This is a genomic window from Arsenicicoccus cauae (assembly GCF_009707125.1).
Lineage (GTDB): Bacteria > Actinomycetota > Actinomycetes > Actinomycetales > Dermatophilaceae > Arsenicicoccus > Arsenicicoccus cauae.
Genome location: NZ_WLVL01000017.1, coordinates 1 through 21,249, shown reverse-complemented (window position 1 = coordinate 21,249; position 21,249 = coordinate 1). Strand labels below are relative to the sequence as shown.

The following is a 21,249-nucleotide window of genomic DNA, read 5'->3' as shown; positions in this document are numbered from 1 at the left end:
AGGCCTGACGATACGGAGCATCCCCATGGGCATCGGCCTCGGCATCTTTCTCCTCGTGGTCGGCGCGATCCTGAAGTTCGCCGTCGCCGACGCGATCTCGGGCATCGACCTCGGCATGATCGGGCTCATCCTCATGGGTGCCGGCGTGCTGTCGCTCATCCTGACGCTCATCCTCAACCAGCAGCGCCGCCACACCCGCCACGACGCGGTCATCGAGCACCACGAGACGGGTACGCCGCGCGACCGCTACTGATCCCGCCCACAATGGGCGCATGACGCCGACGTCGACCAGCAGCAGCACCGACACCAGCACCAAGACCAGCACCGAGGCCCACGCCACGAAGCCGCCCAAGCTGCCCACCAAGGCCTACGAGCAGGAGCTGGAGCGCCTGCAGGCCGAGCTGGTCACCATGCAGCAGTGGGTGAAGCAGACGGGCAACCGGGTCGTCATCGTCTTCGAAGGGCGGGACGCCGCCGGCAAGGGCTCGGCGATCAAACGGATCACTCAGTACCTCAACCCCCGCACCGTGCGGATCGCGGCGCTGCCCGCCCCCACCGAGCGGCAGCGCACCCAGTGGTACTTCCAGAGGTACGTCGAGCACCTGCCCGCCGCTGGGGAGATCGTGATCTTCGACCGCAGCTGGTACAACCGGGCCGGGGTCGAGCGGGTCATGGGCTTCTGCACCGAGGTGGAGTACCAACGCTTCCTGCAGCAGTGTCCCGTCTTCGAGCAGATGCTGCTGGACGACGGGATCATCCTGCGCAAGTACTGGTTCAGCGTGTCCGACGTCGAGCAGGAGAAGCGCTTCCGCTCACGGCTCGGCGACCCCATGCGCCGCTGGAAGCTGTCCCCGATGGACCTCGAGTCGATCACCCGCTGGGAGGAGTACTCGAAGGCCAAGGACCAGATGTTCGCCCACACCGACCTGCCCAGCTCGCCGTGGCACGTGGTCGAGTCCGAGGACAAGAAGCGCTCGCGGCTCAACGTGATCAAGCACCTGCTCGACTCGATCCCCTACCTCCACATCGACCCGCCGGAGGTCAAGATCCCGGTGCGGCCCAAGGCCAGGGGCTACGAGCGGCCGCCGCGCGACCTGCAGCGCTACGTGCCGGACCACGCGGCCTCGCTGATCGACGGCGACGAGGACAGCAAGCACAGCAAGAACGACAAGCACAGCAAGGACGCCAAGAAGGGCAAGGGCGGCAAGGCCAAGAGCTAGCCCGTATGCCGGGACCCGCGCCCCGTCATACGAGGTGCGGGCACGGCCGAGGGGTGGGCCAGGCCATCAGGCCCGGACCCACCCCTCGGTGCTGCTCAGCGTTGCTCGGTGGTGCTCAGCGTGCTGCGATCAGCTGTTCTTCTGCTTCTGCTGGACGTTGTCCTTGGAGTCCTGGGCCTGAGCCTTGACCTCCTGGGCGGCGTCCTGGCCCTCGCCCTTGACCTTGTCGACGCTCTCCTGAGCGCTCTCCTTGAGCGACTCGGCGGCCTCCTGGAGCGGGGCCTTGAGGTTGTCGGCGGCCTCCTGGGCGATCGACTTGGCGCCCTCGACGAGGGGCTGTCCCTTGTCCTGGGCCGTCTCCTTGGCGCGCACGGCCAGCTCGCGCTCGCGCTCGGAGACCGGTAGGAGCGAGCCGACCAGCCAGCCCGCGCCGAGGGCGATCAGGCCGGCCGCCATCGGGTTGCCGCGGGTCTTGCGGCGAGCCATCGCCGGGGCCTGCTCGAGGTTGTCGCGGGCGGTGCCGGCGGCGCCGCGCACGCGGTCACCAGCGTCGGAGGCGACGTCGGACACGCGGTCCCCGGCCTCGCTGATCCGCTGGCCGACGCCGGCGCCGGAGTCGTCCATACCCCCCGAGGAGTAGCGACGGCGGCCGTACGCGTCGTCGTACTCGTCGTCGTTCGAACCCATGATCCGCTCCTTGATGCCCCGGCCGGCGCCGACGACCTTGTCCTGGACCTTCTCGGCCTGGCGCCTGGCCACGTTGCTCGGGTCGACGGCCTCACCGAGGGCGTTGACGTTCTGGCTGAGGTTGCCCCGGGTGCGCTCGATCTCGCGGCGCAGCTGCTCGGGGTCGTTGCTGGTGGGGGTGTTGTCGTAGCTCATGCGCGGTTCTCGTTTCCCTTGAGCGCATCGGGGACCTGCTTGGCGGTCTCGATCGTGCGCGGTGCTCCGTTGACGTTCTTGAGGTCCTTGCGGCCCATGGAGGCCAGGACGGCGGCGATCACGGCCCAGATGGCGGCGACGATCAGCGCGGAGAGGACGTGGTTGTCCATCGCCGTGCCGAGGCCCCACCACAGGGCGATGGACAGGAACAGCAGGACGAAGTGGCCTGCCACCCCGGCCCCGCCGAGGAGTCCCACGCCCTTGCCCGCGGCCTTGGCCGACTGCTGCACCTCGAGCTTGGCCAGGGCAGCCTCTTGGCGCAGCAGCGTGGACATGTCGTTGGCGATGTCGCCGAGGAGCCCTCCGACAGAGGACAGCTCGCCCTTGTCGTACGTCTGGTGCGAGCCCTCCAGGGGCTCGGCCGGCCGGACGTCACCGGGGGAGAGCGGCTCTCGCGCGTATCGGTCCGCGCCTGCGGCGGTGGCGCCGGGCGAGTCGTCGAACTGGGTCATCGGCGAAGGTCACCTGCTCCGGGGCGCTCGTCGCGGCCGCCCTCGACGTACGTGGTCGTCTCGGGGTCGACGTAGGTGGTCGTGGTGACCTCCTGGTCGTAGACCTCAGTGGCGTAGCCTGCGCGCGGGGCGGTGGTCTCGACGTAGCCGTAGGAGCGGCGCTGCGTGTCGTAGCGCGCGTCGTAGGCCTCGTTGCGCTGCGCGTCGGCCTGCAGGCCACGCGTCAGACGGCCGCCGATCAGGCCGAGCAGGGCGGCGCCGGCCAGGAAGGTGCCGGGGTTGCGGCGGGCGTAGCGGCGGACCTCGTCGAGGACGTCCGCGGGCTCGCGGTTCTCGAGCCAGCCGGCGACCTGGTCGACGGTGCCGGCGGCCTGGGAGACCAGACCGGACGCGGTCGCGGTGTCCGCGCCGTGGGCCATCTGGTCCAGCTCGCCGGAGAGGGTGCGCAGGGAGCCGGCCAGGCGCTGCTGCTGGCCGGAGATCTGCGTGGTGGCCTCGGAGCGCACCTGGTGGAAGAGGTCCTGGGCCTGGCCCTTGGCCTCGCCCGCCAGCTGCTGGGCCTCGACCTTGGCGGTGTCGGCGACCTGCTGGCCGCCCTGCTGGGCGGTGCCGGCGAGGTTCTTGGCCTCGTCGGCGGCGACGTCCTTGGTGGACGCCTCGTCGCGCGTGCTCTGGGGATCGAACGTGGGGTTCGACATGGCAGCCCCTCTCATGGGGTGTGGTGTGATGGCCTGCTGATGAGGAACGCCCGGGTCTGGAGCGTCGGTGGCCCCGCGCGTCGCAGGGCCGTGATGCCGATCGACATACCCACTGAGCGGGGAACGATCCCCCGACGATCGTGCGAGGCCCACCGGTCCGGTCAGAGCAGAGCCAGCGCCGTCGGCAGCGCGTCGAGGCCGGGGACGGTGAGGACACCCTCCAGCTCCCTGCGGTCGGCCCGGTTGACCCACACGGCGTGCGTCCCCGCGTCGACCGCGGCCTGAACGAGCGCGGCGTCGCCGACCACGACGGTCTCCTCCACCCGGGTGCCGAGGGCTGCGCACGCCGAGCGGCAGCGGTCAGCGTCCGCGGGAGGCCTGGCGGCCGAGCCTCCGAGGGCCTCCGGCCCGAGCACCAGGACCCGGGCGTCGAGGTCGAGCCGCGCAAGGCCGCGACGCAGGGCGGGGTCCTCGCGCCGCACCAGCACCGCGACCCGGGTCCCCGCCGCCAGGAGGCGGTCCAGGGCCGGCCGGGCGTCGGCATACGGCTGGATCGTCGCGGCGCGCGCAGCCGCGACCCGCTGCGCGGCGCCGACCCCGGGGACTGGCCGCTGGTAGCGCGGGCCCTCGGCGCATCGCCCCTCCCGGGCCACGGCCGCGGCCGTCGCGCCCGCCCCGTCGAGGAGGACCTCCACGGCCAGGACCACACCCCGCGTCGCCATGGCAGGACTGTATGCCGGGCGCCCGGCGACTCGCTCGCTGCGCCTTAGTCCGCGCCGGGGCCCGGCTGGTGGGTACGGTTGCCCAACACGCGTCCCCTCACGTCAGGAAGCCTCTCGGCATGATCCGATTCGACAGCGTGACCAAGACCTTCCCTGGCGGGACGACGGCCGTCGGCGGGCTGACCCTCGAGGCACCGACCGGGCGCATCACCGTCTTCGTCGGGCCCTCGGGCTGCGGCAAGACGACGAGCCTGCGGATGATCAATCGGATGATCGAGCCGACGAGCGGCACCATCACCATCGACGGGGTGGACACAGGGTCGATGAACCCCGACGAGCTGCGGCGCGGGATCGGTTACGTCATCCAGCACGCCGGCCTGTTCCCCCACCGCACGATCCTGGACAACGTCATGACCGTGCCCCGGCTGCTCGGCAGCGACAAGGCCGCCACCCGGAGCCGCGCGATGGAGCTGCTCGAGGTCGTCGGGCTGGACCCCGACCTGGCCCGGCGCTACCCGGCGCAGCTGTCCGGCGGCCAGCAGCAGCGCGTCGGTGTGGCCCGGGCGCTGGCGGCCGACCCGCCGGTCATGCTGATGGACGAGCCGTTCAGCGCCGTCGACCCCGTGGTGCGCGAGCAGCTGCAGGACGAGTTCCTGCGCCTGCAGGACGAGCTCGGCAAGACCATCGTCTTCGTCACCCACGACATCGACGAGGCCGTCAAGCTCGGCGACCAGATCGCGGTGCTCCGGGTCGGGGGCACCCTGGCCCAGCTGGACACCCCCGAGCGGCTGCTGCGCGACCCGCACGACGACTTCGTGGCCGACTTCGTGGGGCGCGACCGCGGCTACCGCGGCCTGGCCTTCCAGAAGGCCCCGCGCCTCCCCCTGCTCGACGAGCCCACCGTCCGCGTCGGCGACTCCGCCGGGCGGCTCCGCGAGGTCGCGGCCGGCGAGCCCTGGGTGCTGGCCCTCGACGAGGAAGGCCGGCCGCAGGGCTGGGTCCGGGTCGAGGCCGTGCGGGACACGCTCGACCGCACCCTGCTGCACCGCGGCGGGACCGTCGGGCGCGAGGGTGGCACGCTGCGCGCCGCTCTCGACGCGGCCCTGTCCTCGCCGACGGGCAAGGGCGTCATCGCCGACGCGGACGGCAGGTTCGTGGGCACGGTCCGCGCGCAGGACGTCCTCGCGCAGATCGAGCGGCAGCAGCCGCCGGTCGAGGAGGGCGTGGGATGACCTGGCTGCGCGACAACCTGACGGACGTGCTGCAGCTCGCCCTGCAGCACGTGTGGCTGTCCGGGCTGCCGCTGGTCATCGGGCTGCTCGTCGCGCTGCCGCTCGGCTGGCTCGCCACGCGCTACGGATGGGTCCGGCAGCCGCTCGTCATCGGCTCGGGCCTGCTCTACACCATCCCCTCCCTCGCGCTGTTCATCCTCATGCCGCTGATCCTCGGCACCCAGATCGTCAGCCCCGTCAACGTCGTGGTCGCGATGACCCTCTACACCGTCGCCCTGCTCGTGCGCACCGTCGTCGACGGGCTCGGCTCGGTCCCCGACGACGTTCGTCAGGCGGCCACCGCCATGGGGATCGGCCGCGTGCGCCGCCTGCTCACCGTCGAGCTCCCGCTCGCCGTGCCCGTCATCGCGAGCGGTCTGCGCGTCGCCGCCGTCAGCAACGTCTCCATCGTCAGCGTCGCCGCCCTCATCGGGATGCCGCAGCTCGGCACACTGTTCACCGACGGCTTCTCCACCGGCTTCATGGACCCGATCGTCGTCGGGATCGTCGCGTGCGTGCTGCTGGCCTTCCTCTTCGACCTGGTCATCAACCTGGCTGCCCGGGCCCTCACGCCCTGGCGCCGCGGGGCGGGGGCACGCGCATGATCTCCTCGCTCCTCGCCTGGCTGTCGGACCCCACCCACTGGTCCGGTCCCGACGGCATCCCCACCCGCATCGTCGAGCACCTCGCCTACACCGCGCTGACCGTGCTGCTCGCGGCGCTGGTCGCCATCCCCCTCGGTCTGTGGATCGGCCACACCGGCCGGGGCAAGGTCGCCGTCGTCAACGTGCTCAACGGCGCCCGCTCGGTCCCGACCCTCGGCCTGCTCTTTCTCGCGATCATCCTGCTCGGTCCCCGGCTGCACGGTGACGCGGCCTTCCTCGTCCCCGTGGTCCTCGTCCTGGTCGTGCTCGCGATCCCCCCGATCCTCGCCGGCACCTACAGCGGGGTCGAGCAGGTCGACCCCGCCGCCCGCGACGCCGCCAAGGGGATGGGTATGACGGGCGCGCAGGTCCTGCGCCAGGTCGAGGTCCCGTGCGCGATGCCGCTCATCATGTCCGGCCTCCGCTCGGCGACGATGCAGGTCATCGCCACCGCCACCATCGCCGCCACGGTGTCCATCGGTGGCCTCGGGCGCTACCTGATCGACGGGCAGGCGGCCCGCGACTACGCCCAGATGGCCGGGGGCGGCATCCTCGTCGCGCTGCTGGCCCTCGCCGTCGACCTGCTCCTCACCCTCGTCCAGCGACTCGTCGTCTCCCGCGGCCTGACCGGCGCGACGACCTCCCGTCGCGAACGAGCGCGCCGAGGCGGCATACAGTCGTCGGACCCGACCTCGACCCACGGCGCAGGCAGCACGACCACCCCCGACCGCACGCCCGCGTCTGCGGCGTGACCCATCTGGAGGAGACCACCATGACGCGCACCACCCTCACCCTGGCCACGGGCGTCGTCCTCGCCCTCGGGCTGTCCGCCTGCGGCGGCGGCGGCAACGACCCCCTCGCCACCGGCTCGTCCGCCGCGAGCTCCGCCGCGGGCGGGTCCGGCGGAGCGGGCGTGACCGTCGGCTCGGCCGACTTCCCCGAGTCCAAGCTCCTTGCCGAGCTGTATGCCGGTGCCCTCAAGGCCAAGGGCGTGCAGGTCGACACCAAGCTCGGCATCGGCTCGCGCGAGACCTACATCCCCGCGCTCAAGGACGGCTCGATCGACGTGATCCCGGAGTACTCCGGCGCGCTAGACCGCTACTTCAACAAGGACGCGAAGGCGCAGACCTCCGACGCGATCCTCACCGAGCTCAAGGCGGCGCTCCCCTCTCACCTGGAGGTCCTGCAGCCGGCCAAGGCCGAGGACAAGGATGCGGTCGTGATGACCAAGGCCAAGGCCCAGGAGCTGGGCGTGACGTCCATCGCCGACCTCAAGGGCAAGTCGGAGCAGCTCACGATCGGCGGTCCCGCCGAGTGGCAGTCGCGGTCCTACGGCATCCCGGGTCTCGAAAAGACCTATGGCCTGACGTTCAAGCAGTTCCGCAAGCTCGACGCCGGCGGTCCGCTCGCCGTGCAGGGCCTCAAGAACGGCCAGGTGGACCTGGCCAACATCTTCACCACCGACCCGGCCATCCAGGTCAACGACTTCCAGGTGCTCGAGGACCCCCAGAACTTCTTCGCCGCGCAGAACGTCCTGCCCCTCGCGGTCAAGGGCAAGCTCGACGGCACGGCCAAGGGCGCGCTCGACGCCGTCTCCGCCAAGCTGGACACGCAGGCCCTGACCGACCTGCTCAAGAAGGTCTCGGTGGATCACCAGAAGCCCGCCGACGTGGCGGACGAGTGGCTCAAGGCCAACTCGCTGGCCTGACCCCCACTCGGCCGACCCCCGCTCGGCGCAACGGGGACGTTCGTGCTCGCCTCGCGGGCACGAACGTCCCCGTTGCTGCCCGGGAGCGATGCTCGGATAATGAGACGTTATCCGTAAGGGCGGGCTGCGTTATGCATGGCGCGCTGCTCTGTGGCATGGTCGTGTCATGGCCAGCACCGAGTTCCACGCCGTGACGCGACGTCACGTGGACCTGTGTCGGCTGGGCGCGACGAGCTGTCCCGGCCGCTGACCGCGCGCGACGCGGCGCAGGTGCCCTGCACGGCCCACCCCCGCGACCGGGCGCCGACCTTGGGTCCCGACGCCACCAGCTCGACCACCCACCCTGCCCCGCCGACGGGCCCGCACCCGGGCCCGTCCCGCCACCCGCCGGACCCCCGGCACGCCCTACGACGACCCGCCTCGTCATACCGCCCGGAGAGGACCCCAGATGACGACCACCACCACGCGTGCCGCTCGGCCCCGCGCCGGCGGGGACAACGAGGGCCAGTGGGCGCTCGGGCACCGCGAGCCGCTCAACCACAACGAGGAGTTCAAGGCCACCGAGGACCCCTTGGCCGTGCGTGAGCGGATCGAGCAGACCTACGCCCGTGAGGGATTCGCGTCCATCCCGAGCGACGACCTGCGCGGGCGGTTCCGCTGGTGGGGGCTCTACACCCAGCGCCGTCCCGGCATCGACGGTGGGCGCACGGCCACGCTCGAGCCGCACGAGCTCGACGACGAGTACTTCATGATGCGGATCCGCGTGGATGGTCAGGCGCTCACCGTGCGCCAGCTCCGCGCCATCGCCGACGTGTCCGAGCGCTACGGGCGTGGCACCGCCGACGTCACCGACCGGCAGAACATCCAGCTCCACTGGGTCCGCATCGAGGACGTCCCCGCGATCTGGAGCGCCCTGGAGGAGGCCGGACTGTCGACGACCGAGGCCTGCGGGGACGTGCCCCGCGCCATCCTCGGGTCACCCGTCGCCGGCATCGCGGCGGCCGAGCTGGTGGACCCGACGCCCGCCATCCTGGAGATCAAGCGGCGCTACATCGGCAACCCCGAGCTGTCCAACCTGCCCCGCAAGTTCAAGACCGCGATCTCCTGGCAGTGGGACACCGTCCCCGAGATCAACGACGTGTCCTTCGTCGGCGTCGTGCACCCCGAGCACGGCCCGGGCTTCGACCTGCTCGTCGGCGGCGGCCTGTCCACCAGCGCCCACTTCGCGCAGCGCCTTGGCGCCTGGGTCCCGCTCGAGGAGATCCCCGAGGTGTGGGAGGGCGTCTGCGCGATCTTCCGCGACTACGGCTACCGCCGGCTGCGCAACCGCGCCCGCCTCAAGTACCTCATGGCCGACTGGGGCGCCGCGCGCTTCCGCGAGGTCCTGGAGGGGGAGTACCTCCACCGCTCGCTCGTCGACGGCCCCGCCGCCGAGGCGCCCCGCGCGCCGATCGACCACGTCGGCATCCACGAGCAGAAGGACGGCCGCGTCTACGTCGGCGTCACCCCGATCGTGGGCCGCGTGCGCGGCACCACGCTGCGCGGCCTCGCCGACGCGGTGGAGCGCCACGGCGGCGGCCGGATCGCCTTCACCCCCCTGCAGAAGGTCGTCGTCCTCGACGTCGACCCCGCCCAGGCCGAGGCGCTGGTCACCGACCTGGACGCCCTGGGTCTGCCGGCCCGCCCGAGCGCCTGGCGCCGAGGCACCATGGCGTGCACCGGGATCGAGTTCTGCAAGCTCGCGATCGTCGACACCAAGGACCGCGCCACCGCCCTCGTCGAGGACCTCGAGACGCGCCTCGCGGACGTCGAGCCGCAGCTCGGCCAGCCCGTCGGGATCAGCCTCAACGGCTGCCCCAACTCGTGCGCCCGCATCCAGACCTCGGACATCGGGCTCAAGGGGCAGATCGTCCGCGACGCCGACGGCAACCGGGTCCCCGGTTACCAGGTGCACCTCGGCGGCCAGCTCGGCGCGGAGGCGGGCTTCGGTCGCAAGATCCGCGGCCACAAGGTCACCGAGGCCGAGCTGGGTGACTACGTCGAGCGGGTCGTGCGGCGGTATGTCGCCGACCGCCAGGGCGACGAGACGTTCGCGCAGTGGACGATCCGCGTGGACGACGAGGCGCTGTCGTGAGCGGCACGCACGTGCCCGGAGCGGACGGTGCCCAGCGGGCCGCGGTCATGCACTGCCCCTACTGCGCCGAGGAGGACCTGCGACCGGTCGAGGAGCCGCGCGGCGCCTGGCGCTGCCTGGACTGCACGCGTGTCTTCGTCGTGCGGTTCGTCGGGCTCTCCCACGAGGGCATCGCCGGGGCGCGGGTCGCCGGCGCAGGCGTGGCCGGCGGCGAGGGCGCGACGTCATGAGCCTCACGACGCTGCGCGCCGAGGAGGAGCTGCGCGAGCTCGTCGAGCGCGACGCCGCCCACCTCGAGACCCTCTCGGCCCACGACGTGGTCGCCTGGGCGGCAGGGGAGTTCGGCGAGCACTGGGCCGTCGCCGGCTCGATGCAGGACGGCATCCTCGCCCACCTGGTCGACCAGGTCGCGCCCGGCACCCGGCTCTACTTCCTCGACACCGGCTACCACTTCCCCGAGACCCTGGCGACCCGCGACGAGACGGTCCGGCGCACGCGGCTGGACGTCATCACGCTGACCCCCGCCCAGACGGTCCCCGAGCAGGACGCCGAGTATGGCGCCGCCCTGCACGACCGCGACCCCGACCTGTGCTGCGCGCTGCGCAAGACCCACCCGCTCGACGACGCCCTCGGCGAGCTCGAGGCCTGGGCCACGGGCGTGCGCCGCGTCCAGTCGCCGACCCGCCGCGACACCCCGGTGATCGGCTTCGACGAGCGCCGGCTGATCGTCAAGGTCGCCCCGCTCGCGAGCTGGACCGACCAGGACGTCGCCGACTACGCGCAGCGCCACGACGTCGTCCGCAACCCGCTGCTCGACCGCGGTTACCCGTCGATCGGGTGCGCGCCGTGCACCCGCCGGGTCGCCCCTGGCGAGGACGCGCGCGCCGGGCGCTGGAGCGGCACCGCCAAGATCGAGTGCGGGATCCAGCTGTGAGCGGCGCGACGCTGTGGCTGACCGGGCTGTCCGGCGCCGGCAAGTCGACGATCGCCGAGGCCCTCGCACGCGACCTGCGCGCGGACGGCCGCCGCGTCGAGGTGCTCGACGGCGACGAGATCCGCACCAACCTGTCGGCGGGGCTGGGCTTCTCGCGCGAGGACCGGGACACGCACGTGCAGCGCGTCGCCTACGTCGCGCGGCTGCTCGCCCGCAACGGCGTCCTCGCCCTCGTGCCGGTCATCGCGCCGTACGCCGCCACCCGCGCCGCCGTCCGCGCCGACCACGAGGCCGCCGGGGTGCCCTACCTGGAGGCGCACGTCGCCACGCCCGTCGACGAGTGCGCCCGCCGCGACGTCAAGGGGCTCTACGCCGCCGCCGCCCGTGGCGAGGTCACCACCCTGACGGGTGTCGGTGACCCCTACGAGCCGCCCGAGGCTCCCGACATACGGCTGGACACGACCGACCAGGAGGTGGGGGACTCCGTCTCCGCCCTCCGAACCCTGCTCACCGACAAGGGGATCCGATGACGACCACCCTGGCCAGCGCACCCCGGACGCTCACCACCCTGGACTCCCTCGAGGCCGAGGGGATCCAGATCATCCGCGAGGTGGTGGCCGAGTTCGACCGCCCCGCGCTGCTCTTCAGCGGCGGCAAGGACTCGGCCGTGCTGCTGCACCTGGCGCTCAAGGCGCTCGCGCCGGCGCCGCTGCCGATCACGCTGCTGCACGTCGACACGGGCCACAACTTCCCGGAGGTCATCGACTTCCGCGACCGCGTCGTCGCCCGGCACGGCCTGCAGCTCGTCGTCGCGCATGTCGAGCAGTGGCTCGCCGACGGCCGGCTCACCGAGCGCCCCGACGGCACCCGCAACCCCCTGCAGACGATCCCGCTGCTCGACTCCATCAGCGACCACCGCTTCGACGCCGTCCTCGGCGGCGCGCGCCGCGACGAGGACCGCGCTCGCGCCAAGGAGCGCGTCTTCTCGATCCGCGACGCCTTCGGCGGCTGGGACCCGCGCACCCAGCGTCCTGAGCTGTGGCAGGTCTACAACGGCCGCCACGCGCCGGGCGAGCACACCCGCGTCTTCCCCCTGTCCAACTGGACCGAGCTCGACGTGTGGCACTACATCGAGCGCGAGGGCGTCGAGCTCCCGTCGATCTACTACGCGCACGACCGCGACGTCTATGCCCGCGACGGCATGTGGATGACCAGCGGCCCCTGGGGCGGGCCCCGCAGCGGCGAGCGGGTCGAGCGGCGCAGCGTCCGCTACCGCACGGTCGGGGACGGATCCTGCACGGGCGCCGTCGACTCCACCGCCGCGACCATCGCGGAGGTGATCGCCGAGGTGTCGATCAGCCGGCTCACCGAGCGCGGCGCGACGCGCGCCGACGACCGCCTCTCCGAGGCCGCCATGGAGGACCGCAAGCGAGAGGGCTACTTCTGATGGGCACGAGCACGTATGACGCCGCCGACGTCTCCGGGGTCACCGAACTCACCGGGGCCACCGAGATCACTGACGAGATCGCCGCGACCCGCCGCCAGCTGCGGCTGGTCGTCGCGGGGTCCGTCGACGACGGCAAGTCCACCCTCGTCGGGCGGTTGCTGCACGACACCAAGTCGATCCTCGCGGACACCTACGACGCGATCGAGGCGGCCAGCCGACGCCGCGGGTCCGAGCAGGTCGACCTGGCGCTGCTGACCGACGGCCTGCGCTCCGAGCGCGAGCAGGGCATCACCATCGACGTGGCCTACCGTTACTTCACGACGCCGCGGCGCAGCTTCGTGCTGGCCGACACCCCCGGCCACACGCAGTACACCCGCAACACCGTCACCGGCGCCTCTACCGCCGACGCCGCGCTGGTGCTCGTCGACGTCCGCAACGGCGTCCTGGCGCAGACCCGCCGCCACCTGGCCGTCATGGCCCTGCTGGGGGTGCCGCACGTCGTGGTCGCGCTCAACAAGATGGACGCGATCGGCTGGGACCAGGGGCGGTTCGAGGAGGTCGCCCGCGAGGTCGCGGACATCGCCACGCGCCTCGGCCTCGGGGACGTGCGGATCGTGCCGATCTCCGCGCTCACGGGCGAGGGCGTCGTGAGCTCCGAGCCGGTCGGCTCGCCGGACGTGCCCCGCTGGTATGCCGGGCCGCCGCTGCTCACCCTCCTCGAGGACCTCCACGACGCGGCGGCCGAGGTCGACCGCCCGCTGCGGCTGCCGGTGCAGCTGGTGATCCGTCCCCGGACCGCGGAGCACCCGGACTACCGGGGGCTGGCCGGCCGGATCGCCTCGGGCCGGGTCGCCGTCGGTGACGAGATCGCCGTGACCCCAGGGGGGCTCACGAGCGTCGTGACGGCCATCGACACCCCGGCCGGGCCGGCTCAGGTCGCGGGTGCGGGGGAGTCGGTGACGGTGCGGCTGCGCGACGAGCTCGACGTGGGCCGTGGCTCGGTGCTGTCCTCGGTGGCGTCCGCCCCTCGCGCGGTGCAGCAGATCGGCGGGACCGTGTGCTGGCTCGACGAGCGCCCGGCCACGCCCGGCCAGCGCGTGCTGGTCAAGGCGGGGACGCGCACGACCCGCGGGATCCTCACGAGTGTCGGGGACCACTGGGACGTCGACTCCCTCAAGTGGGTCGAGCCCGGAGCTCCCGTGCAGCTCAACGACATCGCGCGCGTCGAGCTGCGGCTGGCCGAGCCGGTGGCGGTCGACGACTACCTCGACGACCGGGCCACGGGGGCCTTCCTCGTGATCGACCCGGCGTCCGGCGCGACGCTGGCCGCCGGTCTGGTCGGCCCCGCCCTCTCGTAGGGGTCAGGGGGTGATCTGGTCGCCCCACACCGCGCGGGCGCCGGTGTGACCGGTCACCACGGTCTGGTAGCACACGCCGACGGACGCCAGCACCAGCACCACCGCGGTGACGATCGCCAGCGGGCTGCGCGCCGGAGCCTTGCGGTCGGCTCGCAGCAGCACAAAGATCGCCAGCAGGACCAGCACCATGAAGATCGCGCAGGCGACCTTGAGCAGGTCACCGGCCTCGGTGTGCTCGTGGAGGGTAGGGTTGCCGCCGCCGAGGCGGTGCTCGAGCTTCTCCCCGGACTCGCCCGCCACGAAGCCGGTCACGCCGGTGGCGACCGCCAGGAGCGCGAGCGGCCAGCGCAGGCCGAGGCGACGGGCGGGCGCGACGGCATAGATGACGGCGAGCAGAGCGGTCAGCGGCGCGAGCACGACCACGGCGTGCACGACGAGGGCGTGGACGGGCAGGCCGTCGAAGAGGTCGAACATGGGGTCTCCTGGGGGTCGGGGAGGCAGTGGTCGAGTGTGGAGGTGCTGGTCGGGTGCGGGTCAGGCGGCGCCCACGCCGAGAGGTGGCCGATGGTCCAGGTCAGCGCCATGGCGGCGCAACCGCCGATCACGTTGCGGGCGATGGGGGCACCTTTGGGTGATCCCGAGATCGTGGCGCTGGTCCAGCCGGTGGCCAGCAGCCCCACGACCGCCGCGACGATCGTGCACCAGATGCGACGGGGATCACCCTTTGTCAAACACTTCTAAGAATATTGGATCATCAGAATGACAGCCATGGACGATGCCCTGAGCCGCTACGACCGCGACGACATCGAGTGCGACGACTTCGCCCGGGCGGCGGCGATGTTCGCGCTCATGGGGTCCCCGGTGCGGGTGCAGCTCCTGTGGCGCCTCGCCGAGCGGGAGCACGACGTCACCTCCTTGGCCGATGCGCTGGGTGTCAGCGTCGCCACGGCGAGCCACCACCTCGGGCGGCTGCGGCTGTCCGGCCTCGTCTCGCACCGGGCCGACGGCCGCCGGCAGGTCTACTCCCTCGACGACCCGCACCTCGTCCACCTGGTGAGCGACGGTGTCGACCACTTCGCGGACCTGCGGCGCCGCGGCCGGCGAGCCTGAGCCCTCACCTCGACCGTGGATCATCGGCGCGTATGCCGAGACGCCCGACGCCTCACGGTGATCCGTGAGGCGTCGGGCGTCTCGGCATACGAGCTGGTCAGCTGGTCAGAAGGCGGCCTCGGGCACGTCCATGATCGACAGGTCCGTCATCTGCGCGATGACCATCTGCGAGCGCAGCTGGGGGAGCACGGTCTTGGCAAAGAACGAGGCGGCAGCGACCTTGCCGGTGTAGAAGTCCTGGTCCTTGCCGGAGGCGCCGGCCTCGAGCGCCGCCTGGGCGACCTCGGCCTGCCGCAGCAGCAGCCACCCGACCACCAGGTCGCCCGCCGCGAGCAGCAGGCGCGAGGTGTTGAGGCCGACCTTGTAGACGTTGCGGACGTCGCCGTCCTTGCGCGGGTCGGAGTCCATGAGCTCGCCCGCCATGTAGCCGAGGATGCCCTGGACCGACTCGAGGGCCTTGCCGAGCTGCACGCGCTCCTCCGCGAGGGCCTCGGGACCGTTCTCGGCGAACGCCTGGATCTGCTCGGCGACCGCGGCGAGCGCGGTGCCCTTGTCCCGGATGATCTTGCGAAAGAAGAAGTCCTGGCCCTGGATGGCGGTGGTGCCTTCGTAGAGGGTGTCGATCTTGGCGTCGCGGACGTACTGCTCGATCGGGTAGTCCTGCAGGAAGCCGGAGCCGCCGATGGTCTGCAGCGACTCGGTGCCGAGGAGCACCCAGGCGCGCTCCGAGCCGACGCCCTTGACGATGGGCAGCAGCAGGTCGTTGACCTTCATGGCGAGTCGGGCGCCGTCGTCGCCCTCGGGCAGCTCGGCGCCGGGGTCCCCGCCCTGCGCCATCGCGAGGGTGTCCTGCTGCGTCGCGGTGTAGATCACCAGGGCGCGCAGGCCCTCGGCATAGGCCTTCTGCAGCATCAGCGAGCGGCGCACGTCGGGGTGGTGCGTGATGGTGACGCGCGGGGCGTCCTTGGCCGGCGTGGTCATGTCGGAGCCCTGGACGCGCTCCTTGGCGTACTCCAGCGCGTTGAGGTAGCCGGTGGACAGGGTCGCGATCGCCTTGGTGCCGACGAACATGCGGGCGTTCTCGATGACCTTGAACATCTGGGCGATGCCGTCGTGGACGTCGCCGAGCAGGGTGCCGACGGCCGGCGTGCCGTTCTGGCCGAAGGTGACCTCGCAGGTCGTGGACACCTTGAGGCCCATCTTGTGCTCGACGTTGGTGACGAAGGCGCCGTTGCGCTCGCCCAGCTCGCCGGTCTCGAGGTCGACCTGGAACTTGGGGACGATGAACAGCGACAGGCCCTTGGTGCCGGGCCCGGCACCCTCGGGTCGGGCAAGGACGAAGTGGACGACGTTGTCGACCATGTCGGACTCGGCGGAGGTGATGAACCGCTTGACGCCGTCGATGCTCCAGGTGCCGTCGCCGTTGTCGGTGGCCTTGGTGCGCCCGGCGCCCACGTCGGACCCGGCGTCGGGCTCGGTCAGCACCATCGTGCAGTGCCAGCCCTTGTCGACGATGTGCTTGGCCAGCTTCTTCTGGTCGTCGTTGCCCAGGTAGTAGAGGAGGTTGGCGAAGGAGTACCCGGCGGCGAACATGTGCACGGCGGGGTTGGAGCCGCAGACCAGCTCCGCGAGCGACCAGCGCAGGGACGGCGGGACGACCATGCCGCCGAGCTCGGCCGGGACGTCGAGGTTGCCCCACTCGGCGTCGACGTAGGCCTTGTAGGACTGCTTGAACGACTCGGGCATGGTCACCGAGTAGGTCGACGGGTCGTAGACCGGCGGGTTGCGGTCCGAGTCGATGAGGCTGTCGGCGAGCTCGTTCTCGGCGAGACGCGCGACCTCGTGGAGGATCTCCTTGGCGGTCTCGGCGTCGACGTCCTCGTAGAGCCCCTGGCCCAGGACCTCCTGGCGCCCGAAGACCTCGAAGAGGTTGAACTCGATGTCTCGGACGTTGCTCTTGTAGTGCCCCATCAGGGGTCCCCTTCCGTGACGTCCTGCCTGTCGGGTGGTGAGGTGGTGCGGCAGGTATGACGTGCCCGCGCGGCTCACGGGTCGTCCCATGATGCTACTGGCGAGTAGGTTCTCGCAAGGAACTCGCGGGACACGTGACCACGACCACGCCCGGACGACGTCGTCGACGAGCCGGCAGGCTCACAGGTCGAGCACCGCCCCGCCCGCGATCTGCTCCGCGAGCGGCAGGATCTGACCCGCGGGGAGCGGTCGGGCGTAGAGATAGCCCTGGGCGGCGGTGATGCCGAGCATCCTGGCCCGCGACTCCTGGGCACGCGTCTCGATCCCCTCGGCCGTGATGGTGAGCCCGAGCTCGCGCCCCAGGCGGGACACGGCCGCCACCACGGCCTCGTCGCCGCTGGTCGCGCCGAGCCCCTGGACGAAGGTCCGGTCGATCTTGAGGATGTCGAGCGGGAGCGAGCGCAGGTTGGCGAGGCCGGAGTAGCCGGTGCCGAAGTCGTCGATGGCGACCCGTATTCCGAGGGTGCGGAGCTCCTTCAAGGTGGCCACCGTCTCCTCCGACTGCTCGAGCACGACCGTCTCGGTGATCTCCAGGATGAGCAGCTCCGGGGGGAGCCCGGACTCGTCGAGGACGCGGTGCACCGTGCTCGCGAAGCCGGGGGCGACGAGCTGGTGGACGCTGATGTTGACCGCCACCGTGAGCGGGTGCCCCAGCCGGAACCACTGCAGGGCCTGGTCGACCGCCTGCTCCAGCACCCACGTCCCGATGGCGATGATCGACCCGAACTCCTCGGCGAGCCGGATGACTTCCTCGATCCCGATGAAGTCGCCCTCGGGGTCGGTCCAGCGCAGCAGCGCCTCGACGCCCGTCACCTGCTCGGCCCGCAGGTTGACGATGGGCTGGTAGAGGACGGTCCACCGGTCCGGACCGGGTCGCCTCGCCAGACGGCGGCGCAGGTCGCGGGTGCGGGCGAACTGCGCGAGCATCGTGGGCTCGAAGGTGCGGACGGTGCCGGGTCCCTCCCTGGAGGCCTGGCGCAGGGCGAGCTCCGCGTTGCGCACGAGCTCCAGGCCGGTGTGCCCCCCGATGCAGAGCCCGCCGCACGTGCGCAGCGTCATGTCGGGGATCAGGTCGGGGCGGTTGATGGCGTCCACGACGCGGTGCGCCTCGGCCAGGGCCTGCGCTGCGTCGGTGTCCTGCCTCAGCAGGACGGCGAAGCGCTGGTCGCTGAACCGGGCGAGGGAGTCGCCCGTGCGGATCGTGGCGCGCATGGTGCGGGCCACGGTCCGCAGCAACTCCTCCCGGGCGTCGTCCCCCACGGTGTTGTCGGCCGGACCGGCCGTCGCGAGGTCGATGAGCAGCAGGGAGATCTCGCCCGTGGCGGACTCGTAGAGCCGGTGCCGGACGGCCCGGTCCAGGCTCGTCCGGTTGGGCAGCCCGGTGACGACGTCGTGGTAGGTCACGTGCTGCAGCCGTGACTGCAGGCCGACCCGCTCGGAGACGTCACGGACGGCGACCAGGTAGCCCCGGGCCAGCGGGGTGATGACGGACTCCACGTGCACCACCGCGGCACTGGTGGTGGTGAGGGCCGACTCGAGGCGCAGGGTGGACTGCATACGGGCGTTGGGGGCGTAGGTCAGGTGCGCCAGCACCTCGGGCGACACGTCCGGGAGGACGTCGCTGATGTGCTGCCCGGCCAGGTCGCTCTCGCGCAGGCCGAGGATCGTGCCGAGCGCCTGCGAGGCGAAGACGACGCGGCCCGTGCGGTCCAGCTCGATGATGATGTCGCGCGTCTCGCTCACCAGCAGTCGCATGTGGCGCTCCTGCTCCTGCACCGAGCTCGCCAGCTGGCGGGAGCGGTGGCCCTCGTGCAGGTGCAGCGCGACGAGCAGGAAGAGGATGAAGCACAGGGCGCGCACCGTCCCGGCCTCGATCCCGAGCGACCCCACCGAGAGCATGAGCGCCGCCCCCACGAGCAGGCTCAGCCCGCTGACGACGAACAGGTCGCGGTGCGGGTCGTGCAGGGTGCGGGCCAGCGGTGCGGCGGGGCGCCGGGAGACGAGCAGCGCCGCCCACGTCAACAGGCCGCACTGCGCGATCCACAGGCACTGGGACACGGCCCAGGCGGCACCTCCCGGCAGCAGGTAGGTCAGCAGGTCGCCGACGGTGGAGCTCAGGACGGACAGGCCGACGAGGACCTGGATCCCCCGTGCGCGACCGCCGTGCGCCGGCACGACGAGCAACCAGCTGATGACGGCCGCGGAGATCCCCCCGACCAGACCGATGACGACGAGGACCGACTCCACGCCGGTGCCGAGGGCGAAGCCGCTGAGCCACCGCTGGGGGTCGAAGTGCCAGACAGCCGTCCACAGGCAGGCGGTGAGCAGCGTGGCGTGGATCATCGTGGTGACGAGCCTGAGTGCCGAGTCTGCGGCGAAGCACTCCACGGACTGGAGGATCAGGCACGTCGCGACGGCATACAGCACCGAGGGCGTCAGCCCCAGGCCCTGCCCGACGGTGACCTGGAGGAGGTTGGCGACCAGGTTGAGCGCCATGGCACCGGCCAGCAGCAGCCACCCGGCGCGGTCGAGCCCACGGCTGCGCACCGCGGCGACGGCAGCCACGGCTGCCGAGACCAGGGCAGAGGTCCACAGCAGCGGTGCCCCCAGCTCGGGACGGGTCAGAGAGGCCACCGACGGGAGGAGGACCAGGGGTACGCCGAGTGCTGCGGCGACCGCGGTCCGTGAATGCATAGGGCCATAGTGGAGCATGAGCCACGGGGAATCACGCGAACCCACAGATCAGGGACGAGGTGAAGGGGAAATCGGCACGAGCCGGACATCTGGAGCGGGTGACGAGAATCGAACTCGCACTGGCAGCTTGGGAAGCTGCTGTTCTGCCATTGAACTACACCCGCGGGCAGCACCTGCGTGCTGACGTGGGAGCCAGCATACCCAATCCCGGAGCGGTTCCCGTCACCGAACCGCCCGACCGTCACCGCCGCCGCCGAGTCGTCGACCCGCCGGCGTCACCGTGAGCGGTAGCGTGGCCGTCGTGCTGCTCTCCGACCGTGACATCCGGGCCCAGATCGACCAGGGCCGGGTGGTCCTGGACCCCTACGACCCCGAGATGGTCCAGCCGTCGAGCGTGGACGTGCGCCTGGACCGTTACTTCCGGCTGTTCGACAACCACAAGTACCCGGTCATCGACCCCGCCCAGGACCAGCCTGAGCTGACCCGGCTCGTCGAGGTCGAGGCCGGTGAGGGCTTCGTCCTGCACCCGGGGGAGTTCGTCCTCGGGTCGACGCTCGAGGCGGTCACGCTGCCGGACGACCTGGCTGCGCGGGTGGAGGGCAAGTCCTCCCTCGGCCGGCTCGGCCTGCTGACGCACGCCACCGCCGGGTTCGTCGACCCCGGGTTCTCCGGGCACGTCACCCTGGAGCTGTCCAACGTCGCCACGCTCCCCATCGTGCTGTGGCCCGGCATGAAGGTCGGCCAGCTCTGCTTCATGCGGCTGACCTCGGCCTCCGAGCACCCCTACGGCAGCGCGGTCTACGGGTCGCACTACCAGGGACAGCGCGGCCCGACCGCCAGCCGGTCGTTCCACAACTTCCACCGCTCCGAGCTGACCTGAGCAACGTCAGGCCAAGGTGGTCGGGGCCTCGTGCTCGGCCCGGACCGCCAGCACGGCGCACGCCGCGTCCAGCAGCACCTGCTTGGTGGTGTCGCTGACGATCCGCTTCTGCACGTGGGAGCGGTCGGTGACGCCGATGACCACCATCGTCACGTCGGCCTCCTCGATCGCGGTGAGGATCTCGTCGGCCCCGCTCAACCCGTGCTCCCCCTGGCGCCACCGCCAGTCGATCCCTGCCCCGTCGAGCTGCCGCTCGACCTCTCGGACCGCCTCCTCATCGAGCTCCGCGGGGGTGTCGTGCCAGTCACGGGCGGCGTTCACGACGATGACGTCGCAGCCCATCGCCCGGGCCTCGGCCACGCAGTGGCGCAGCGCTGCACGACCCGGCTCGGTGGGGGCGTAGGCAAGGCAGATCGTCATGGATCCTCCGTCGGCAGGTGGGGGACGGCCTCGGCTCACGATAGGTGGCGTGCCGGATCTGCGCCGAACGTGCCCCACGGGAGCGGGTAGGTGTGCGGGCTCCCCACCTGCGTGGTCGCGTGGCAGTCCACCCGCCGAGGGGGCGCAGATCTCGCGAGTCGCGGCGTGTCGTGCGCATGTGCGACCGCTCGGTGCCATCCGGGAGTCGTGGGCGGGGGGTCGTGGGCTGGGGGCTCACTTTGTGCCGTCTGAAGGTGGGGGAGGAAGCGAGAGGGGCGCGGCCATGGCCACGCCCCTCTCGCCTCGGGTCAGTCCTCAGTCCTCGTCCCAGGGATCCTTTACCTGGTCGCCCGGGGGTATGACGATCTCCGGCTTCGCGGCGTCGGGCGTCGCCGCCGGCGTGGGTTTGGACTCCTTCCCAGGCGCGGGCTCCGGGTCGGGCTGGGTCTGGGCGGCCGGTGCCGGTGCGGCGGTGGCCGTGTCGTCGTCGTCCCAGGGGTCGGCGACGTCGTTGGTGGTGGGAGCCGGGGTCGGCTCTGGGTCGGGCTGGGTCTGGGCGGCTGGTGCCGGTGCGGCGGTGGCCG

General features: G+C 71.8%; 23 protein-coding genes, 1 tRNA gene and 1 pseudogene. 15 read left to right on the top strand and 10 right to left on the bottom strand.

Annotated features, from left to right (window positions below; genetic code table 11):
• Positions 1-25 precede the first annotated feature (25 nt).
• Positions 26-253 (top strand): DUF6458 family protein, encoded by a 228-nt coding sequence (locus GGG17_RS03545; RefSeq protein WP_154592413.1) that lies wholly within the window; start codon positions 26-28, stop codon positions 251-253.
• 19 nt (positions 254-272) lie between these two features.
• The gene (gene ppk2, locus GGG17_RS03540) at positions 273-1,220 is read left to right on the top strand and encodes a polyphosphate kinase 2 (protein ID WP_154592412.1); all 948 of its coding nucleotides are present in this window, start codon (positions 273-275) and stop codon (positions 1,218-1,220) included.
• 129 nt (positions 1,221-1,349) lie between these two features.
• Here the strand turns inward: ppk2 and GGG17_RS03535 are convergent, their stop codons facing one another.
• The 4 genes from GGG17_RS03535 to GGG17_RS03520 form a co-directional block, all read right to left on the bottom strand.
• Positions 1,350-2,102, bottom strand: coding sequence for a DUF3618 domain-containing protein (locus tag GGG17_RS03535; RefSeq protein WP_154592411.1), 753 nt, complete (start codon positions 2,100-2,102; stop codon positions 1,350-1,352).
• Positions 2,099-2,614, bottom strand: coding sequence for a phage holin family protein (locus GGG17_RS03530; RefSeq protein WP_154592410.1), 516 nt, complete (start codon positions 2,612-2,614; stop codon positions 2,099-2,101). The genes GGG17_RS03535 and GGG17_RS03530 overlap by 4 nt, the downstream gene beginning before the upstream one ends.
• Positions 2,611-3,312, bottom strand: coding sequence for a hypothetical protein (locus GGG17_RS03525; RefSeq protein ID WP_154592409.1), 702 nt, complete (start codon positions 3,310-3,312; stop codon positions 2,611-2,613). The genes GGG17_RS03530 and GGG17_RS03525 overlap by 4 nt, the downstream gene beginning before the upstream one ends.
• A 161-nt stretch (positions 3,313-3,473) precedes the next feature.
• The gene (locus GGG17_RS03520; protein WP_154592408.1) at positions 3,474-4,034 is read right to left on the bottom strand and encodes an HAD family hydrolase; all 561 of its coding nucleotides are present in this window, start codon (positions 4,032-4,034) and stop codon (positions 3,474-3,476) included.
• 119 nt (positions 4,035-4,153) lie between these two features.
• On the opposite strand from GGG17_RS03520, the gene GGG17_RS03515 reads away from it, so the two are divergent.
• The 10 genes from GGG17_RS03515 to GGG17_RS03470 all read left to right on the top strand — a co-directional run bounded on the left by GGG17_RS03515 (position 4,154) and on the right by GGG17_RS03470 (position 13,530).
• Complete coding sequence (locus GGG17_RS03515; protein WP_154592407.1) at positions 4,154-5,266, top strand: ABC transporter ATP-binding protein; 1,113 nt, start codon at positions 4,154-4,156, stop codon at positions 5,264-5,266.
• Positions 5,263-5,910, top strand: a complete 648-nt coding sequence (locus GGG17_RS03510) for an ABC transporter permease (RefSeq protein WP_154592406.1) — start codon at positions 5,263-5,265, stop codon at positions 5,908-5,910. Before GGG17_RS03515 ends, GGG17_RS03510 begins: the two co-directional genes overlap by 4 nt.
• Complete coding sequence (locus tag GGG17_RS03505) at positions 5,907-6,701, top strand: ABC transporter permease (protein WP_154592405.1); 795 nt, start codon at positions 5,907-5,909, stop codon at positions 6,699-6,701. Before GGG17_RS03510 ends, GGG17_RS03505 begins: the two co-directional genes overlap by 4 nt.
• A gap of 20 nt (positions 6,702-6,721) precedes the next feature.
• Positions 6,722-7,657 (top strand): ABC transporter substrate-binding protein, encoded by a 936-nt coding sequence (locus GGG17_RS03500; RefSeq protein WP_154592404.1) that lies wholly within the window; start codon positions 6,722-6,724, stop codon positions 7,655-7,657.
• Between the two features lie 448 nt (positions 7,658-8,105).
• On the top strand, positions 8,106-9,791 hold the full coding sequence (locus GGG17_RS03495) for a nitrite/sulfite reductase (protein ID WP_154592403.1): 1,686 nt from the start codon (positions 8,106-8,108) through the stop codon (positions 9,789-9,791).
• Positions 9,788-10,021 carry a hypothetical protein gene (locus GGG17_RS03490; RefSeq protein ID WP_230082646.1) on the top strand — a complete coding sequence of 78 codons (234 nt, stop codon included), beginning with the start codon at positions 9,788-9,790 and terminating at the stop codon, positions 10,019-10,021. The genes GGG17_RS03495 and GGG17_RS03490 overlap by 4 nt, the downstream gene beginning before the upstream one ends.
• Complete coding sequence (locus tag GGG17_RS03485; RefSeq protein ID WP_154592402.1) at positions 10,018-10,725, top strand: phosphoadenylyl-sulfate reductase; 708 nt, start codon at positions 10,018-10,020, stop codon at positions 10,723-10,725. The genes GGG17_RS03490 and GGG17_RS03485 overlap by 4 nt, the downstream gene beginning before the upstream one ends.
• Positions 10,722-11,255: an adenylyl-sulfate kinase gene (cysC, locus tag GGG17_RS03480; protein ID WP_288799464.1), complete on the top strand. Its 534-nt coding sequence runs from the start codon at positions 10,722-10,724 to the stop codon at positions 11,253-11,255. Before GGG17_RS03485 ends, cysC begins: the two co-directional genes overlap by 4 nt.
• Positions 11,252-12,172, top strand: coding sequence for a sulfate adenylyltransferase subunit CysD (gene cysD / locus GGG17_RS03475; protein ID WP_154592401.1), 921 nt, complete (start codon positions 11,252-11,254; stop codon positions 12,170-12,172). Before cysC ends, cysD begins: the two co-directional genes overlap by 4 nt.
• Positions 12,172-13,530, top strand: coding sequence for a sulfate adenylyltransferase subunit 1 (locus tag GGG17_RS03470; RefSeq protein WP_154592400.1), 1,359 nt, complete (start codon positions 12,172-12,174; stop codon positions 13,528-13,530). Before cysD ends, GGG17_RS03470 begins: the two co-directional genes overlap by 1 nt.
• A 3-nt stretch (positions 13,531-13,533) precedes the next feature.
• Here GGG17_RS03470 and GGG17_RS03465 read toward each other — a convergent pair whose 3' ends face one another.
• Positions 13,534-14,004, bottom strand: coding sequence for a DUF2231 domain-containing protein (locus tag GGG17_RS03465; RefSeq protein ID WP_154592399.1), 471 nt, complete (start codon positions 14,002-14,004; stop codon positions 13,534-13,536).
• A gap of 90 nt (positions 14,005-14,094) precedes the next feature.
• Here GGG17_RS03465 and GGG17_RS03460 point away from each other — a divergent pair, with 90 nt between their 5' ends.
• Both GGG17_RS03460 and GGG17_RS03455 read left to right on the top strand, forming a co-directional pair.
• Complete coding sequence (locus tag GGG17_RS03460; RefSeq protein WP_154592398.1) at positions 14,095-14,271, top strand: hypothetical protein; 177 nt, start codon at positions 14,095-14,097, stop codon at positions 14,269-14,271.
• Between the two features lie 27 nt (positions 14,272-14,298).
• The gene (locus tag GGG17_RS03455; RefSeq protein ID WP_154592397.1) at positions 14,299-14,640 is read left to right on the top strand and encodes an ArsR/SmtB family transcription factor; all 342 of its coding nucleotides are present in this window, start codon (positions 14,299-14,301) and stop codon (positions 14,638-14,640) included.
• 105 nt (positions 14,641-14,745) lie between these two features.
• On the opposite strand, the gene GGG17_RS03450 is transcribed toward GGG17_RS03455, so the two are convergent.
• From GGG17_RS03450 to GGG17_RS03440, 3 genes are all read right to left on the bottom strand, one after another.
• A complete protein-coding gene (locus GGG17_RS03450) occupies positions 14,746-16,611 on the bottom strand; it encodes an acyl-CoA dehydrogenase (RefSeq protein ID WP_154592396.1) in 1,866 nt (621 codons plus the stop codon).
• 180 nt (positions 16,612-16,791) lie between these two features.
• Positions 16,792-19,365, bottom strand: coding sequence for a putative bifunctional diguanylate cyclase/phosphodiesterase (locus tag GGG17_RS03445; protein ID WP_195849100.1), 2,574 nt, complete (start codon positions 19,363-19,365; stop codon positions 16,792-16,794).
• Positions 19,366-19,455: 90 nt separating this feature from the next.
• A tRNA-Gly gene (locus GGG17_RS03440) sits at positions 19,456-19,529 on the bottom strand.
• Between the two features lie 137 nt (positions 19,530-19,666).
• Here GGG17_RS03440 and dcd point away from each other — a divergent pair.
• Positions 19,667-20,245, top strand: coding sequence for a dCTP deaminase (gene dcd / locus GGG17_RS03435; protein WP_288799767.1), 579 nt, complete (start codon positions 19,667-19,669; stop codon positions 20,243-20,245).
• Between the two features lie 6 nt (positions 20,246-20,251).
• Here dcd and GGG17_RS03430 read toward each other — a convergent pair whose 3' ends face one another.
• Both GGG17_RS03430 and GGG17_RS15930 read right to left on the bottom strand, forming a co-directional pair.
• A complete protein-coding gene (locus GGG17_RS03430; RefSeq protein ID WP_195849099.1) occupies positions 20,252-20,665 on the bottom strand; it encodes a universal stress protein in 414 nt (137 codons plus the stop codon).
• Between the two features lie 315 nt (positions 20,666-20,980).
• A pseudogene (locus tag GGG17_RS15930) lies at positions 20,981-21,249 on the bottom strand (hypothetical protein); the annotation flags it as partial.